This window comes from Rhodococcus koreensis (assembly GCF_017068375.1).
In the GTDB taxonomy this organism is placed as follows: domain Bacteria; phylum Actinomycetota; class Actinomycetes; order Mycobacteriales; family Mycobacteriaceae; genus Rhodococcus_F; species Rhodococcus_F koreensis.
In genome coordinates this window covers 7,863,505-7,878,434 of record NZ_CP070609.1, presented here as the reverse complement: position 1 = coordinate 7,878,434, position 14,930 = coordinate 7,863,505, and the positions used below count along the sequence as shown (strand labels likewise).

At 68.5% G+C, this 14,930-nt stretch carries 14 protein-coding genes; 5 read left to right on the top strand and 9 right to left on the bottom strand.

Annotated features, from left to right (window positions below):
- Nucleotide 1: 1 nt before the first annotated feature.
- The 3 genes from JWS14_RS35725 to JWS14_RS35715 are packed head-to-tail and all read left to right on the top strand — an operon-like array spanning nucleotide 2 to nucleotide 2,833.
- Nucleotides 2-1,171 (top strand): ABC transporter ATP-binding protein, encoded by a 1,170-nt coding sequence (locus JWS14_RS35725; RefSeq protein WP_206015295.1) that lies wholly within the window; start codon nucleotides 2-4, stop codon nucleotides 1,169-1,171.
- Nucleotides 1,168-2,073, top strand: a complete 906-nt coding sequence (locus tag JWS14_RS35720) for a 2-aminoethylphosphonate ABC transporter permease subunit (RefSeq protein WP_206015294.1) — start codon at nucleotides 1,168-1,170, stop codon at nucleotides 2,071-2,073. The genes JWS14_RS35725 and JWS14_RS35720 overlap by 4 nt, the downstream gene beginning before the upstream one ends.
- On the top strand, nucleotides 2,048-2,833 hold the full coding sequence (locus tag JWS14_RS35715; protein ID WP_206015293.1) for an ABC transporter permease: 786 nt from the start codon (nucleotides 2,048-2,050) through the stop codon (nucleotides 2,831-2,833). Before JWS14_RS35720 ends, JWS14_RS35715 begins: the two co-directional genes overlap by 26 nt.
- A 65-nt stretch (nucleotides 2,834-2,898) precedes the next feature.
- Here JWS14_RS35715 and JWS14_RS35710 read toward each other — a convergent pair whose 3' ends face one another.
- On the bottom strand, nucleotides 2,899-4,518 hold the full coding sequence (locus JWS14_RS35710) for an AMP-binding protein (RefSeq protein WP_206015292.1): 1,620 nt from the start codon (nucleotides 4,516-4,518) through the stop codon (nucleotides 2,899-2,901).
- Nucleotides 4,519-4,634: 116 nt separating this feature from the next.
- Between JWS14_RS35710 and JWS14_RS35705 the strand changes: the two genes are divergently transcribed.
- Entirely contained in the window at nucleotides 4,635-5,501 is an 867-nt protein-coding gene (locus JWS14_RS35705; protein ID WP_206015291.1) for a helix-turn-helix transcriptional regulator, read from the top strand.
- A 53-nt stretch (nucleotides 5,502-5,554) separates the two neighbouring features.
- The gene (locus JWS14_RS35700) at nucleotides 5,555-6,976 is read left to right on the top strand and encodes an APC family permease (RefSeq protein ID WP_206015290.1); all 1,422 of its coding nucleotides are present in this window, start codon (nucleotides 5,555-5,557) and stop codon (nucleotides 6,974-6,976) included.
- 38 nt (nucleotides 6,977-7,014) lie between these two features.
- Here the strand turns inward: JWS14_RS35700 and JWS14_RS35695 are convergent, their stop codons facing one another.
- The 8 genes from JWS14_RS35695 to JWS14_RS35660 all read right to left on the bottom strand — a co-directional run bounded on the left by JWS14_RS35695 (nucleotide 7,015) and on the right by JWS14_RS35660 (nucleotide 14,925).
- Nucleotides 7,015-7,443 carry a GyrI-like domain-containing protein gene (locus tag JWS14_RS35695; RefSeq protein ID WP_206015289.1) on the bottom strand — a complete coding sequence of 143 codons (429 nt, stop codon included), beginning with the start codon at nucleotides 7,441-7,443 and terminating at the stop codon, nucleotides 7,015-7,017.
- Entirely contained in the window at nucleotides 7,443-7,922 is a 480-nt protein-coding gene (locus tag JWS14_RS35690) for a GyrI-like domain-containing protein (protein WP_206015288.1), read from the bottom strand. Before JWS14_RS35690 ends, JWS14_RS35695 begins: the two co-directional genes overlap by 1 nt.
- 1 nt (nucleotide 7,923) lies before the next feature.
- Nucleotides 7,924-8,229, bottom strand: a complete 306-nt coding sequence (locus JWS14_RS35685) for a hypothetical protein (protein WP_072937830.1) — start codon at nucleotides 8,227-8,229, stop codon at nucleotides 7,924-7,926.
- A gap of 157 nt (nucleotides 8,230-8,386) precedes the next feature.
- The gene (locus tag JWS14_RS35680) at nucleotides 8,387-10,201 is read right to left on the bottom strand and encodes a penicillin-binding transpeptidase domain-containing protein (RefSeq protein WP_179377534.1); all 1,815 of its coding nucleotides are present in this window, start codon (nucleotides 10,199-10,201) and stop codon (nucleotides 8,387-8,389) included.
- Nucleotides 10,202-10,255: 54 nt separating this feature from the next.
- The gene (locus JWS14_RS35675; protein ID WP_015890310.1) at nucleotides 10,256-11,092 is read right to left on the bottom strand and encodes a GNAT family N-acetyltransferase; all 837 of its coding nucleotides are present in this window, start codon (nucleotides 11,090-11,092) and stop codon (nucleotides 10,256-10,258) included.
- Between the two features lie 94 nt (nucleotides 11,093-11,186).
- Nucleotides 11,187-12,344: a flavodoxin-dependent (E)-4-hydroxy-3-methylbut-2-enyl-diphosphate synthase gene (ispG, locus tag JWS14_RS35670; RefSeq protein WP_072937829.1), complete on the bottom strand. Its 1,158-nt coding sequence runs from the start codon at nucleotides 12,342-12,344 to the stop codon at nucleotides 11,187-11,189.
- Between the two features lie 130 nt (nucleotides 12,345-12,474).
- Nucleotides 12,475-13,617, bottom strand: a complete 1,143-nt coding sequence (locus tag JWS14_RS35665; protein WP_206015287.1) for an RNA-guided endonuclease InsQ/TnpB family protein — start codon at nucleotides 13,615-13,617, stop codon at nucleotides 12,475-12,477.
- Nucleotides 13,618-13,704: 87 nt separating this feature from the next.
- On the bottom strand, nucleotides 13,705-14,925 hold the full coding sequence (locus JWS14_RS35660) for a M50 family metallopeptidase (protein ID WP_095860762.1): 1,221 nt from the start codon (nucleotides 14,923-14,925) through the stop codon (nucleotides 13,705-13,707).
- Nucleotides 14,926-14,930 lie beyond the last annotated feature (5 nt).

Here is a 14,930-nt window from a genome sequence, read left to right as displayed (position 1 = left end):
CGTGTCGGGAATTCCCACCGGGCGGACGCACCCGTCCCACACCCCCGCGGTCCGCGGGGCCACCGAGTACTCCGCACCCGCCATTACGTTCGACCGGGTCACCGTCGCCTACGGACGCGGCAGGGGTGTCACCCACGCCCTCGTCGACTTCACCCTCCGCGTCGCCCGCGGTGAAACCGTGGCCCTCCTCGGACCGAGCGGTTCCGGAAAGTCGACCGCGCTGAAGGCCCTCGCCGGATTCGTCCGTCCCACTTCGGGTTCGGTGCGGCTCGGATCACGCGACGTCACCGGGCTTCCGCCTGCGAAACGGGGAATCGGTGTCGTCGTGCAGTCCTACGCGCTGTTCCCGCACATGACGGTCGCCGACAACGTCGCGTTCGGGCTCCGCGCCCGGCGGGTACCGCGCGCGGAGATCGGCGCGCGAGTGACCGAGGCCCTCGAGATGGTCGGCATGGCCGCCTACGGCAAGCGCCTGCCCCGCGAACTGTCCGGCGGACAGCAGCAGCGGATCGCGATCGCCCGGGCTCTGGCGATCCGGCCCGCGGTCCTGCTGCTCGACGAACCACTCGCCGCCCTCGACGCGCAGTTGCGCGAGACCATGCTCGGCGAGCTCACCCGGTTGCGGGCGGCCCTGCCCGACACGGCGATGCTCTACGTCACCCACGACCAGGGCGAGGCGCTGGCGCTGGCCGACCGGATCGCCGTCATGCGCAACTCCCGGCTCGCGGACGTCGACACCGCCGAGAACCTGTGGAAGCGGCCGCCCAGCAGTTTCACCGCGGAATTCCTCGGCGGCGCCAACCTGTTGCCGTGCACCGTCACCCGGGTGATCGGAACGTCGGCGCTCGTGTCCATCGGCGGCGTCCCCGTCACCGCGACGGCCCCGCAACCCGACATCGGGCACGTCGCGTGGGAGTCGGACCTGCCCGCATTCTTGTGCGTCCGCCCGCACGCGGTCACGCTGACGGCGCCCGGCGCGAAGGGATCGTTCGCGGCGCGGATCGTCTCGACGGTGTGGCGCGGGTCGACCACACGGATCACCCTCACCGTCGACGAACTCGAGGGCGTGCAGGTGGACGCGGACGTCGCCGGTCACGACCAGCGCACACCGGGCGCCGTCGTCGGCGTCCAGTTCCCCTCCGACGGCAGCGTCCTGGTGCCGGCGGCATGACCGCGACACTCGAACGTCCGCCCACCGAGGCGGCCCCGCCCCGTCCCGAACCGGTCCGGTGGCGCGCCATCGCCTGGACACTCCCACCCCTGCTGCTCGTCCTCGGATTCGCCGTCTACCCGATGGCGCGGGTGCTCACCGAATCCCTCGACTCCGGCACCGGTTCCGGTCTGGACGCCTGGTCCGGCGTCCTCGGCTCCGAACTGTTCCGCACGGCGCTGTGGCGGACAGTGCAGATCGCCGCCCTCTCGACGCTCGGCTGCCTGGTCCTCGGCACATTCCTCGCGCTGGTCCTGGCGTTCGTCCCATTCGCGGGATCGACCGTCGTGGGCCGGCTGATCGACGCGGTGCTGTCGCTGCCGTCGTTCCTGATCACCCTGGCGTTCACCTTCCTCTACGGCACCGCCGGGGCGGTCAACGCACTGATCACGCGGATCACCGGCGACGCCGACGGGCCGCTGAACTTCGTCGGCACCCCACTCGGAGTGATCGCCGCCGAGATCACGTTCTTCACCCCGTTCGTCGTCCGCCCTCTGCTCGCCGCGTTCACCCAGATCCCCCGCGAACAACTCGACGTCGCCGCCAGTCTCGGGGCGTCGCCGCTGCGGGTGCTGCGGACCGTCGTGATGCCGGAGGCTTGGCCCGCGCTGCTGGCCGGTGGCTCGCTGGTGCTGCTGCTCACCCTCAACGAGTTCGGCATCGTCCTGTTCACGGGCGCCAAGGACGTGGTGACACTGCCCGTCCTGATCTACACACGCGGCATCGTCACGTTCGACCTGCCGGGCGCGGCCGTGATCGCCACGGTCCAGGTGGCGTTGTCGCTGGCCCTGTACTGCACGTACCGATTTCTGTTCGCGACACTGACGGGAGGCAGCCGTGCTGCTGTGGACGACAAGATCTAGGGCGCTGGCCATGAGCCTGTTCGGCCTCGTGGTGACCGTCGTCTTCGCGGCACCGATCGCCACCGTGGTCGCCGCGGGCCTCGCCGGATCCTGGACGGGTCCACTGCCCTCGGACCTCGGTGGCCGGAACTTGGCGGTGGCACTGTCCGACGAGAATGTCGCCAGCCTGACCGTCAGCCTGCAGACGGCGTTCATCGCGGGTGCACTGGCACTCGCGGTCGGGACGTGGGCGGCACTGGCGGCGCGGGAGGCGCCGGCGTGGTTGCGCCGCGTCACCGACGCCGTCTTCCACCTGCCGATCGCGATCCCGTCCGTCGCGATCGGTCTCGGTCTGCTGATCGCGTTCAACTCGCGGCCGCTGCTGCTCGGCGGAACCAAGTGGATCGTGATCCTGGCGCACACCATCCTCGTGCTGGCGTTCACGTTCAGCGCTGTCTCGGCGGCACTGGACCGGCTCGATCCCGCGTACCGGCAGGCCGCCGAGTCCCTCGGCGCCGGCCCTGCCCGCGTCCTGCTGCGGATCACTCTGCCGCTGCTGCTCCCGGCCCTCGGTGCCGCGGCCGGCCTGTCGATCGCACTGTCGATGGGCGAACTGGGCGCGACCGTGATGGTGTACCCGGCGACCTGGAAGACGTTGCCGGTGAGCATCTTCGGTCTCACCGACCGCGGCCGGGTGTTCCTCGCCGCGGCCGACACCACCCTGCTCCTGGCGGTCACCCTGCTCGCCCTGCTGGTCGTCGGCCGCCTCCGCAAGCGCTGACGCACCCGTGCGTGGTTAACGAGTCCTGACACTCCTCAACCGCGCACGGGCAGCGGAGCCACCTACTACTTCTGGCGGAGCAGGTACCGCTGCACCTTGCCGCTGGGGGTCTTCGGCAGGCTCGGGACGAAGTGCACGGTGCGCGGGTAGGCGTGCGCGGCGAACTTCTTCTTCACCAGCGTCTGCAGTTCGACCTCGAGTTCGCCGGTCCCGTCGATGCCGTCGCGCAGGACGACGAACGCCTCGAGCACCTCACCGCGCAGTTCGTCGGGCATCCCGACGACGGCCGCCTCGACGACGTGGTCGTGCATGACGAGCACGCTCTCGACATCGAAGGGCCCGATCCGGTAGCCGGCCATGATGATCACGTCGTCGTCGCGGGCGGAGAAGAAGTAGAAGCCGTCCTCGTCGGTCTGGCCGGCGTCGCCGGTGAGGTACCAGCGACCGTCGGCGGTGAACCGCTGCGCGGTCTTCTCCGGTGCGTCGACGTAGCCGGTGAACCACATCAGCGGGCTGCCCAGGGTGTCGATGGCGACCCGCCCCGGGGTGCGCGGCGGGGCGACGGCGTCGGAATCGTCCTCGAGGACGGCACACGCCCACCCCGGCAGGGGTTTGCCCATGGAGCCTTCGCGCACCTCGTCCTGCAGCTCGTCGGCCCAGGCGTTGGCGATGAACATGCCGTGTTCGGTCTGGCCGTAGTGGTCGCGGACGAACACGTTCAGGTTGGCCTCGGCCCAGGAGATCACGTCGGGGGTGAGGGGTTCGCCCGCGGACGACGCGCGCCGCAGTTTCACCGTCTCGGGGATCGGAGTGGGATCGGCCCGCAGGCTGCGGTAGACCGTGGGCGCGGCGGCGAAGTTGGTGACGCCGAAGCGCTCCATCACCTGCCAGGTGAGGGGCGCGGAGAACCCGGCGTGCAGCAGGATGCTGCGGGTCCCCGCGGCAAGGGGCCCGAGCAGCGCGTAGTAGAGGCCGTACGCCCAGCCGGGGTCGGCGGCGTTCCAGAACACGTCGTCCTTGCGGACGTCGAGGCCGAACTCCTGGTAGGCGTGGAACGACGCGAGTGCGCGCAGGGGCACCGGAACGCCCTTCGGGGTCCCGGTCGTGCCACTGGTGAACAATTGGACGAGGGGTCCCGCGCCGCCGACCGTGACGGCCGCGCCCTTCGCGTCCGCCGCGTCGCGCGATTCCACGAGCGTCGCGAAATCGAGCGCGCCGGAGCCGCCACCCACGACGACGACCTGCCACGGCGCGTCCGCGGGAATGTCCTCCCCCGGGGCCAGCTTGTCGACCTGATTGGCGTCGGAGACGACGACCTTCGCGCCGCTGGCGCCGAGCCGGAACGCGATCGCCGGCGGCGCGAACGCGGTGAACAGGGGGACGTGGACGGCGCCCCGGCGCCAGATCCCGAGCAGCGCGACGACCAGTTCCGCCGACTTGCCCATCAGCGTCGCGACGTGGTCACCCGGCTCCACCCCGAGGTCCGCGAGTGCGGCGGCGAAGCGTGACGACTGCTCGCGCAGGTAGCCGTAGGTGAGGTCCGTCGACGACAGGTCGGCTTCGACGACGGTGAACGCCACGTCGTCGGCGGGGTGTCGATCACACAGCAGTTCCGCGGCGGACGCCGTCGGCGTGTCGTACTGGTCCAGCAGCTCACGCACGCGTGCGGCGGGATCGGTGGTCATGCGGTACTCCTCGTGTTCTCATGGCCAGGTAAAGAGGCCGGGCCGTCGCCCGAACCCACTACGGTTATGATCTAGCTCACAGACCGCTGTGACTACCCCCGGAAAGGGGTGACGACTTGGTTGCTCGTGCACCGTCGCTGCTGCGCCCTCGGGACGGGGACGCACTGCGTGGTGAGCTGCGCGCCATCGCAGCTCACGGCGTTGCGCCGGTCCTGTTCGCCGGCGAGGTCCAGGACGACACACTCCACCTCAGCGAGTTCGTCGGCACCCGCACCAACAACCTCAAGGGGCTCGCCATCCCGGCGCGGTCCGGACTGGGCGGTCGCGTGGTCGCCCAGCGCACACCCGCGTCGGTCAACGACTACGGCAGAGCCTCGACCATCACGCACCACTACGACCGGCCCGTCCTCAGTGAGGGACTCCGGTCCATCCTGGCGGTGCCCGTCATGGTGCACGGCAGTTCGCGCGCGGTGCTGTACGCCGCCATCCGCGATTGCGCGCCGATCGGCGACCGCACCGCGGACATCGTCGTCGCGGCGTCGCGGCGCCTCGGTACCGAGATCGCCATCCGGGACGAGGTCGATCGCCGCCTCGAGATGATGAAGACGCTCGAGGGCAACGGCGCAGGCGGCGCCACCACCGAGGAACTCCGGGACATCCACGCGGAACTGCGGAGTGTCGCGCAGACCGTCACCGACACCTCGCTGCAGGCCCGACTCCGCGGGCTGTCGCAGCGGCTGGCCGGGATCCTGCGGCCGGATGCCGGCGGCGCCGACGAGGACCCCGGCATCCACCTCACCCCGCGTGAGATCGACGTCCTGTCCCACGTCGCCCTGGGGTGCACCAACAGTGAAGCGGCCCAGCGACTCTCGGTCGGGCCCGAGACGGTGAAGAGTTATCTGCGCAGCGCCATGAGCAAGCTCGACGCACGGTCGCGGCACGAGGCGGTGGTCACCGCACGCAGGCTCGGGCTGCTCCCCTAGCGAACGCGTCTCCTCGAACGAGGGACGCAGGCGGTAGTGAAAGGCGGTGGGTGATGGGATCGACAACGGACGCCACGAATTCGAACACCCCGGGTTCGAACTCGCCCGAACAACCGAGCCTCAAGCGGGTCATGGGCCCGGGTCTGCTCCTGTTGTTCATCGTCGGCGACATCCTCGGCACCGGCATCTACGCGCTCACCGGCAAGGTGGCCAATCAGGTCGGGGGCGCGGTGTGGCTGCCGTTCCTGGTGGCGTTCGTCGTCGCGATCATCACCGCGTTCAGTTACCTGGAGTTGGTCACGAAGTACCCGAAGGCCGCCGGCGCCGCGCTGTACACGCACAAGGCGTTCGGGGTGCACTTTCTTACGTACATGGTCGCGTTCGCCGTGATGTGCTCGGGAATCACGTCCGCGTCGACGGCGTCGCGGGCGTTCGCAGCCAATTTCGTCGAGGCGTTCCACCTCGACTTCTCCACCGGGATCGGCATCACCCTGCTCGGTCTCGGATTCATGACGCTGGTGGGTCTCGTCAACTTCCGCGGGGTCAGCGAGAGCGTCAAGACCAACGTCGTGCTCACCTGCGTCGAACTGTCCGGACTCCTGATCATCATCATGATCGGGCTGTGGGCCCTCGGCGTCGGCGACGGCGACTTCTCGCGGGTCACCACGTTCGACACGGGCGACCGATCCGCGCTCGGCGCGGTCGTCGCAGGGACCGCCCTCGCGTTCTTCGCGATGGTCGGGTTCGAGGACTCGGTCAACATGGCCGAGGAATGCAAGGAACCGAGCCGCATCTTCCCGAAGGTCCTGCTGACCGGTCTCATCATCACCGGCTGCATCTACGTGTTCGTGTCGGTCACCGCGATCGCACTGGTGCCGGTGAGCGAACTCGGCGAGGGCGACACTCCGCTGCTGAAGGTCGTTCAGGCCGGGGCGCCCGGCTTCCCGATCGGGATCTTCGCGTTCATCACCATGTTCGCCGTCGCCAACACGGCGCTGATCAACATGCTGATGGCGAGCCGGCTGCTGTACGGCATGAGCCGGGAGGGCGTCCTGCCGCCCCCGCTCGGCCGCGTGCACTCCACGAGGCGCACCCCGTACGTGGCGATCGTCTTCACGACGCTCCTCGCGTTCGGCCTCATCACGTTCGTCGGTGAGGTCCCCGAACTGGGCGGCACGACGGCGCTGCTGCTGCTGGGCGTGTTCACCATCGTCAATGTCACCGTGCTCGTCCTGCGCAGGCAACCGGTGGAGCACAAGCATTTCCGGGTACCGACCGTCCTGCCGATCATCGGCGCCCTCACGTGCGGCTTCCTCGTCACTCCTTTCGCCGACCGCCCCGCGGTGCAGTACCAGATCGCGGGCATCCTCCTCGGAATCGGTGTCGTGCTGTGGGCCGGGACCGTCGTCGTGAACAAGAGGCTCGGCAAGGGCGGGCCCGAGATCGACCCCGAGAAACTCGCCGAGCACGAGTGACACGGCAGTACTGGTTTTCGCTTCCGGCCGTCCGCCGCTCAGTGCAGCGAGAGGAACAGCTCGACCGACCCGTCCGGATGATGCACCTCCAGATCCTCGGTGAACGCGCGTTCGATCCGGCCGCGCGCCGCCGCGTAGTCCGCGACGCTCCACGTCTCGGCGAGCGCGTCCGGTTCCGATTCGTCCTCGCACCGGAATCGGGCGAAATAGCCGGAACGAACGCCGACCAGGACGTCGCCGGGCTCCATCTTGTCGGTCGAATCGCACGGGTATCCGACGACGACCGTGAACGTGCGCGGCGGCGGGGATGCCGCGTAGACGACGAAGATCTCGGAGATCCCCCGATCCCTGATCCGCTCCACGGTGAAGTCGACGAGTTCCCGGCCCGGCCCGGGACGTCCGGGTTTTCCTTCGGGGATGGTCAGGCCCACGAACGATTCGGCCTGCCTCTTGACGATCTCGATCATCACTTCTCACCTGTTGCCTTCGACGGTCCGGCGGACTCGTCCACGCGGATAGGGATGTACAGGTCGACGGCGTAGGCGTGCGGATACGCCTCGAGGTCGCCGGTGTACGTCCGCTCGATGTCGCCGTGCGCCTCCGCCTCGCTGACCTGCGCCCACAGCCGCAACATGACGTCCGGGAACATGCCCCGCGAGGAGAACTTCGCGTACGTGCCGGGCGGGATCCGCGAAATGACGTGGCCCCGCGTGGCGTCGTCCACCGTCGCGCACTCGTACCCGACGATCTGGGTGTAATACGACTCGACGTCGGGCGCGAAGTCGATGTAGGTGGACGCGAGCGGCCCGCCGACCTCGTGGTGGAGCACCCTCGTCCAGGCGCGGTCGAGACGAGGGTCGCTCAGCTGTCCCAACGCCCGCCGGGGGCTGCGCACGGGCAGCCCGGCTACGAGGGTTTCGCCGCGCTCGATGATCTCGAATGACATGTCAGATCGCGTCCTCGAGCACGTGTGCGTCGCGAACGCCGACGCAGGGCACCCCTCGAGCCCGCGCCAGCTGCATCGCCATCGCATCGGATGGCGAACAGAGTCCGTCCAGAACGTCCTCGGTCGCGATCGCGCAGACGACGTCACCCTCACATTCGGTGATCGATTCGACTCCACGGTCGGAAGCCCACTGCCGCAACGCAACCCACCGCGTCAGCTCGGTGCCGGCGCCCGGGCGCCCGACGAACAACACCCGCCGGGTGCGGTTCGCTGTCTCCACGCAATTCACTTCTGCACTGATGGTCATGGTCCGACTTCCTGTCCACGTTGGCTTTTCGATCCCGGCTGTGCGGGTTCTTCCGTCTGCAACCAACTATGGACGGCGCCGACGGTGACGTCTGTCCACCGATCAGCCCCCGAACAGGATGAATTCCGCGTCCCCCGATCGGTGGACAGCCGCCGGGTCAGTACCCCTCGGGCAGGGCGGCGAACATGTCGCGGGTGACGGCGACGGCGTTGTCGGAACTGCCGCCGCGCACCACCAGTGTCGCGAACGCCAGGTCGCCGCGGTATCCGACGAACCAGGCGTGCGAGCCGCCCTCGACCTCGGCCTCACCGGTCTTGCCGTACACCTCGCCCTGATCTTCGATCCGCTCGGCGGTACCGCTCGTCACCACGAGGCGCATCATTCCGCGCAGCCCGTCGACCATCTCCGGGCTGATCGGCGGATGCTCCCCGTCGATCTTGGTTTCCCGCCCCGCGATCAACCGCGGCACCGGCGTCGTGCCGTGCGCGATGGTCGCCGCGGCCAACGCCATCCCGAACGGACTGACCACCACCTTGCCCTGACCGAACCCGTCCTCGGTCCGCTGCACGAGGTCGTCGGCGGGCGGCACCGAACCCGAGTCGGTGGGCAGGCCGACCACGTCGTAGTCGGGCCCGATTCCGTACTGCGATGCCGCGACCGTCAGTGCGTCGGGCCGCATCTCGCTGGCGAGTTTCGCGAACGACGTGTTGCACGAACGGGCGAACGCCGTCGCCATGGGCACGGTGCCGAGCGCGAATTCGTTGTAGTTCGGGACGCTGCGTTCACCGATCTCGATGCGTCCGGGACACGGCACCATCGTGTCGGGTGTCGCGATGCCCGAGGAGATCGCGGCGCCGGCGGTGATGATCTTGAACGTCGAACCGGGCGGATACAGGCCGGTGAGCGCAACCGGTCCGTCCTTGTCCGCCGCCCTGTTCTGCGCGACGGCCAGCACGTCGCCGGTCGACGGCTGGATGACGACCATCATGGTCTGGTCGGTGCGGGCGTTGACGGCGTTCTGCGCGGCGATCTGGATGGGACGGTCCAGGCTGATCGAGAACGACGGGGAGGTCTGCGGCGCCGTCTCGGTGAGCACGTCCGTGTCCACCCCGTTCTGGTTGACCGTGACCACGCTCCAGCCGGCCTTGCCGTCGACTTCGTCGATCACGGTCTTCTTCACCTGGCCGACCAAATCCGGTGCGAAGTTCCGGTCGGTGGCGACGAGGTCCGCCTCGTCGGACACGCTCACCCCGGGAATGGCGCCGAGCACACCGGCGACCTGTTCGTAATCGTCCGACCGCAACCGGGTGACGAGGTAGTCGCCCTTGACCGCCGTCGCCGATTCGGCGATCGACTGCGCGGTGAGCGTGTTGTCGAACGTGACGAGCGCCGACGCGAGGGACTGGGCGCTGCCGATCACGTTGCCCGACTGCGCCGCATCGAACTTCACGCGGTACACCACGCCGGGGACGAGGACGTCCGAACCGGAATGCTCGTTGACTCGCGCCCGGGGAGCTGCGGTGGACCGCAGCGACATCGTCTGCCGGTCCCCCAGCCGGGGATGGACGTTCGTGGAACTCCACCGCACGGCCCAGTCGCCGCCGCGCCGCCCCATCTGCAGTTCACCCGAATACGCCCAGACCCGGTTCTTCGGCAGATGCCATTCGTACGTGTACCCGACGGTGGCCGTGTCACCGCTGACGTCGACGTCCGTCGTCCGGGCGTCGAGCGACTCGGCCTGCAGCGACGTCCACGCGGACTCGAGGGCCTGGCGGGCCACGTCCGGGCGATCCGACAGGTCGGCGGCCTGCTCCGAATCCTGCTCGGCGAACGCCGTCAGAAACGCCTGCGCCGCCGGTTCCGGACCGTCCGGTCTCGGCGTGCACGCGGCGAGACCCGCCGTCAGCACAGCGGCGCCGCAGAGGGCGATCGACTGGACGACGCGGGAGCGAGAGTGTGGCCGCAGGTTCATCGCCGCCCATGCTATGTCGGCGGACACCGCCGACACGGTAGGCGGGCCAGCGCGTCAGTCCAGGAGAATTGTGGCGAACGTCGCGACCTGCCTGAAGCCGATGCGTGCGTACGCACTGCGGGCCACCGTGTTGAAACTGTTGACGTAGAGACTGGCGATGCGGCCCTCCGCGATGACGGCCTCCGCGACCGTCGCGGTGCCCGCCGCGCCGAACCCGTGCCCGCGGTACATCGGGTGCACCCAGACGCCCTGGATCTGCCCGACCCGCGCGGACACCGAACCGACCTCGGCCTTGAACACCACCTGATCGTCCTCGAATCTCGCCCACGCCCGGCCTGCGGCGATGAGATTGGCGACGCGGCGCCGGTATCCTCGACCGCCGTCGTTGGCGCGGGGGTCGATGCCGACCTCCTCGATGAACATCGCGACCGCGGCAGGCAGATACTGCTCGAGTTCGTGCATCCGCACCTGCCGGACCAACGGATCCGGGCGGCATTGCGGCGTACTCGCCAGCGCCAGCAGCGGCTGATCGGGCCGGACCTCGCGGGCGGGCCCCCAATCCAGCTCGAGCATCTCCCACAACGGCAACGTCAACTCGGCCCGCCCGACCAGCGACGAGCACATGCGCGGCGTGCGACAGGCGCGGTCGGCGAACGCCCGCATGTCGTCGATGCTGCCCCGCAGCGGCACGAAATTCGCGCCGGAGAAGCACAACGATTCGAGCGGCCCGCCCCGACTCCACAACTCTCCGTGGATCATCCGGGGATCGATACCGCCCTCTTCCACGCGAGCGGCAACCATGCAGGCGGCGACAGGATCGGCGTCGAGAACGCGGAGCACGTGTGCTGCGTCCCGACTGCTCAACTGTTTGGCACCGAGGAGCTTGAGCATCTACCCAACCTTGTCAGCTAGTGGACCTGCCCACCAGATTGCCACGAACTCGCCGGAAACGGGAGACGTTTCGTCGCCCGCTGCGGGCGCCGGGTCAGCTGACCGTCACGACGGGAGATCCGGACGTCGCGTCGCCCTCCATCTCCTCGGCGATCCGCATCGCTTCCTCGATCAACGTTTCGACGATCTGCGCCTCCGGCACCGTCTTGATGACCTTGCCCTTGACGAAGATCTGTCCCTTGCCGTTGCCGGAGGCGACGCCCAGATCGGCCTCGCGGGCCTCACCGGGACCGTTGACGACGCACCCCATGACGGCCACGCGCAGCGGGATCTCCATGCCCTCGAGTCCGGCGGTCACCTCGTCGGCCAACGTGTACACGTCGACCTGGGCGCGCCCGCACGACGGGCAGGACACGATCTCGAGCTTGCGGGGCCGCAGGTTCAGCGACTGCAGGATCTGCGTGCCGACCTTGATCTCCTCGGCGGGCGGGGCGGACAGCGACACCCGGATGGTGTCGCCGATGCCGTCGGCCAGCAGCGCGCCGAACGCGACCGCCGACTTGATCGTGCCCTGGAACGCGGGACCGGCCTCGGTCACACCCAGGTGCAGCGGGTAGTCGCACTGCGCCGCCAGCTGCCGGTAGGCCTCGACCATGATCACCGGGTCGTTGTGCTTCACCGAGATCTTGATGTCGCCGAACCCGTGTTCCTCGAACAGTCCCGCCTCCCACAGCGCGGACTCGACGAGCGCCTCCGGCGTGGCCTTGCCGTACTTCTGCATCAGCCGCGGGTCGAGGGATCCGGCGTTGACGCCGATCCGGATCGGGATGCCGGCGTCGCCTGCCGCCTTCGCGACCTCCTTGACGCGTCCGTCGAACTCCTTGATGTTGCCGGGGTTCACGCGGACGGCGGCGCAGCCGGCCTCGATCGCGGCGAAGATGTACCGCGGCTGGAAGTGGATGTCGGCGATGACCGGGATCTGGCTCTTCTTCGCGATGGTCGCGAGCGCGTCGGCGTCCTCCTGCCGCGGGCAGGCGACGCGCACGATGTCGCAACCGGATGCCGTGAGTTCGGCGATCTGCTGCAGCGTGGCGTTGACGTCGTGCGTCTTGGTGGTGCACATCGACTGCACGGATACCGGGAAGTCGCTGCCGACACCGACAGATCCGACCTGGAGCTGGCGAGTCTTGCGGCGAGGTGCGAGAACGGCGGCCGGGCCTTCGGGCATACCCAATCCGACAGGGCTGGTCACGTGGGTGCCTTCTTTCGTAGCTTCAAGTCCGAGTTTAGCGTTGACGTCCTCTCGGCCGTGAACGACCGAGATTCTCCTCGGGACTCGCGTCCCGAGGTTCCTGTTTCACCGACAGTCGCCTCCCCACACCTTAGGTGCGGGGTGGTCTCACACCGTCTCCGCAGGCTGCCACCGCCAGTCCGACGGCCAAAATGTTCCTTGCCGCGTTCACATCCCGATCGTGGACGACGCCGCACCGGCATGTCCACTCCCGCACGTTCAGCGGCATCGCCCCGGCGATCTCCCCGCACACCGAGCAGGTCTTCGACGACGGATAGAACCGGTCGACCGCCACCACCCGCCGCCCGTACCAGTCGGCCTTGTACTCGAGCATCGACCGGAACGCGGACCACCCCGCATCCGAGATCGCCCGAGACAACGACCGATTCTTGACCATGTTCCGCACACTCAGATCCTCGATGGCGATCACTTGATTTTCGCGCACCAGCCGAGTGGAAAGTGTGTGCAGATAATCGCGCCGCCGATCGGCGATCCGACCATGAATCTTCGCGACCTTCAGTCGGGCCTTGGCCCGGTTACGCGATCCCTTCTCCTTCCTGGCCAGTGCCCGCTGCGCCTTCACCAACCGCGCACGGTCCGCGCGCTCGTGGCGCGGGTTGGTGATCTTCTCCCCCGTCGACAGCGTGTACAGGCTGGTGATCCCGGCGTCGAGCCCGACCACCCGATCGGCCGGCTCGAGTTCGGTGATCGTGTCCTCGACGAGGATCGAGATGTGGTACTGACCACGAGCATTACGCGACACCGTCACCTGCGACGGCACCGCCCCCTCCGGTAGTGGCCTCGACCACCGAACGTCCAGGGGTTCGGTCTGCTTGGCCAACCGGATCTGCCCGCCGCGGTAGGTGAAGCAGTTCGAATAGTAGGTCGCCGACTCCTTCGACCGCCCCTTCCTCTTGAACTGCGGGTAGCCGGTCTGCGTGCGCCAGAACCTCTCGAACGCGCCCTGCAACTGCCGCAGCGACTCCTGCAACGGCCCCTTCGACGGCTCCGCCAACCACTCCGTCTCGGCATCCCGCTTCCATCCGGTGAGCATCTTCGAGGTATCCGCGTACGTCACCCGACGCTGCTCCTGCGACCACGCCCGCGACCGCTCCGCCAACGCCCGATTGTAAACATACCGGGTGCACCCGAACGTCCGAGCAAGCTGTTCCGCCTGCACCGCAGTCGGATAGAAACGGTACTTGAACGCCCGCCTCACCACCCTCCCCGCCATGCCCCAGACACTAGCCCCACGGTCCGACAAAACCAGATCGGCCATCCCGGACCACAAGGACCGGGATAGCGCCGAAAGGCCCAGCGATCACTGGAAGAGCTTGATCGGGTTGACGATGTCGGCGGTCAGCGTGAGGAGCATGTATGCGCCGCCTATGACGATCACCACATAGGTGACGGGCAGGAGCTTCATGTAGTCGACGGGTCCGCCGCGCGGAAGCCCGCGCCTGCTGCGGAACCAGTCCCGGACCCGTTCGTAGACGGTGACCGCCATGTGCCCGCCGTCGAGCGGCAGCAGCGGAAGCAGGTTGAACATTCCGAGGAAGAAGTTCAGGCTCGCCAGCAGCAGCACGAATGCTTCCCAGATGCCCTGTTCGGCGATCTGACCGCCGATGACGCTCGCGCCGTACACCGAGATCGGGGTCTCCGGGTCCCGTTCGCCGCCGGTGACCGCGTGCCACAGGTCGACGGCCTTGCTCGGCATCTGCACCATCCGCTCGGCGGTCATCACGAACATGTCGCCGGTGAACTCGAACGACGCGGGAACCGCGGAGAGGGCCGAGTGCTCGACGACGCTCGGGGTCGCGCCGATGCCGATCGCACCGACCGTCGCCTCGTGCGGTTCGGTCTCGCCCTTCTCCTGGACCCAGCGCTGCACCTGCTGGACCGGGACGACGATCGTCTGCTCCTCGCCGTCCCGCTCGACCGTGAAGTCGACCGGACCGGACAGCGAACGGGTCGCGGCGGCCACGTCGGCGAACGTCGGCGTGTCCTTGCCGTCGACCGCGGTGATGACGTCGCCGGTCCTGATGCCCGCCTGCTCGGCGGGGCCCGGGCCGGTGCACTCGGACAGGGCGAAGTCGGGGCCGGGCCCCTGGGTCGGCGCCGCACACCCGACCGACCCGACGACCGCGTCGGTGGACCGGTTCAGATCGGGCAGGCCCCAGCCGACGGCGAGGACGTACACCAGCACGAGGCCGAGGACGAAGTTCATGCCGATGCCGCCGGACATCACCGCGAGACGCTTCCAGGTGGGCTTCTTGTACATGGCCCGGTCTTCTTCGTCCGGTTCGAGTTCGTCCAGCGCCGTCATCCCGGCGATGTCGCAGAACCCGCCGAGCGGGAGCGCCTTGAGCCCGTACTCGGTCTCACCGCGGCGGAAGGAGAAGACCTTGGGCCCGAAGCCGATGAAGTACCGGCGGACCTTCATGCCGGTGGCCTGCGCCACCCACATGTGCCCCGCTTCGTGAAGTGCGATCGACAACGCGATCCCGAGGGCGAAGAGAACAACGCCCACTGCGAACACCATGCAGT

Bases quoted from the DNA above. Each gene is read 5' to 3' on its own strand.
- JWS14_RS35720 (WP_206015294.1), top strand. From the start codon at position 1,168: ATGACCGCGACACTCGAACGTCCGCCCACCGAGGCGGCCCCGCCCCGT.
- JWS14_RS35695 (WP_206015289.1), bottom strand. From the start codon at position 7,443: ATGATCGAGATCGTCAAGAGGCAGGCCGAATCGTTCGTGGGCCTGACC.
- JWS14_RS35700 (WP_206015290.1), top strand. From the start codon at position 5,555: ATGGGATCGACAACGGACGCCACGAATTCGAACACCCCGGGTTCGAAC.
- JWS14_RS35685 (WP_072937830.1), bottom strand. From the start codon at position 8,229: ATGACCATCAGTGCAGAAGTGAATTGCGTGGAGACAGCGAACCGCACC.
- JWS14_RS35665 (WP_206015287.1), bottom strand. From the start codon at position 13,617: ATGGCGGGGAGGGTGGTGAGGCGGGCGTTCAAGTACCGTTTCTATCCG.
- JWS14_RS35680 (WP_179377534.1), bottom strand. From the start codon at position 10,201: ATGAACCTGCGGCCACACTCTCGCTCCCGCGTCGTCCAGTCGATCGCC.
- JWS14_RS35660 (WP_095860762.1), bottom strand. From the start codon at position 14,925: ATGGTGTTCGCAGTGGGCGTTGTTCTCTTCGCCCTCGGGATCGCGTTG.
- JWS14_RS35675 (WP_015890310.1), bottom strand. From the start codon at position 11,092: ATGCTCAAGCTCCTCGGTGCCAAACAGTTGAGCAGTCGGGACGCAGCA.
- JWS14_RS35710 (WP_206015292.1), bottom strand. From the start codon at position 4,518: ATGACCACCGATCCCGCCGCACGCGTGCGTGAGCTGCTGGACCAGTAC.
- JWS14_RS35690 (WP_206015288.1), bottom strand. From the start codon at position 7,922: ATGTCATTCGAGATCATCGAGCGCGGCGAAACCCTCGTAGCCGGGCTG.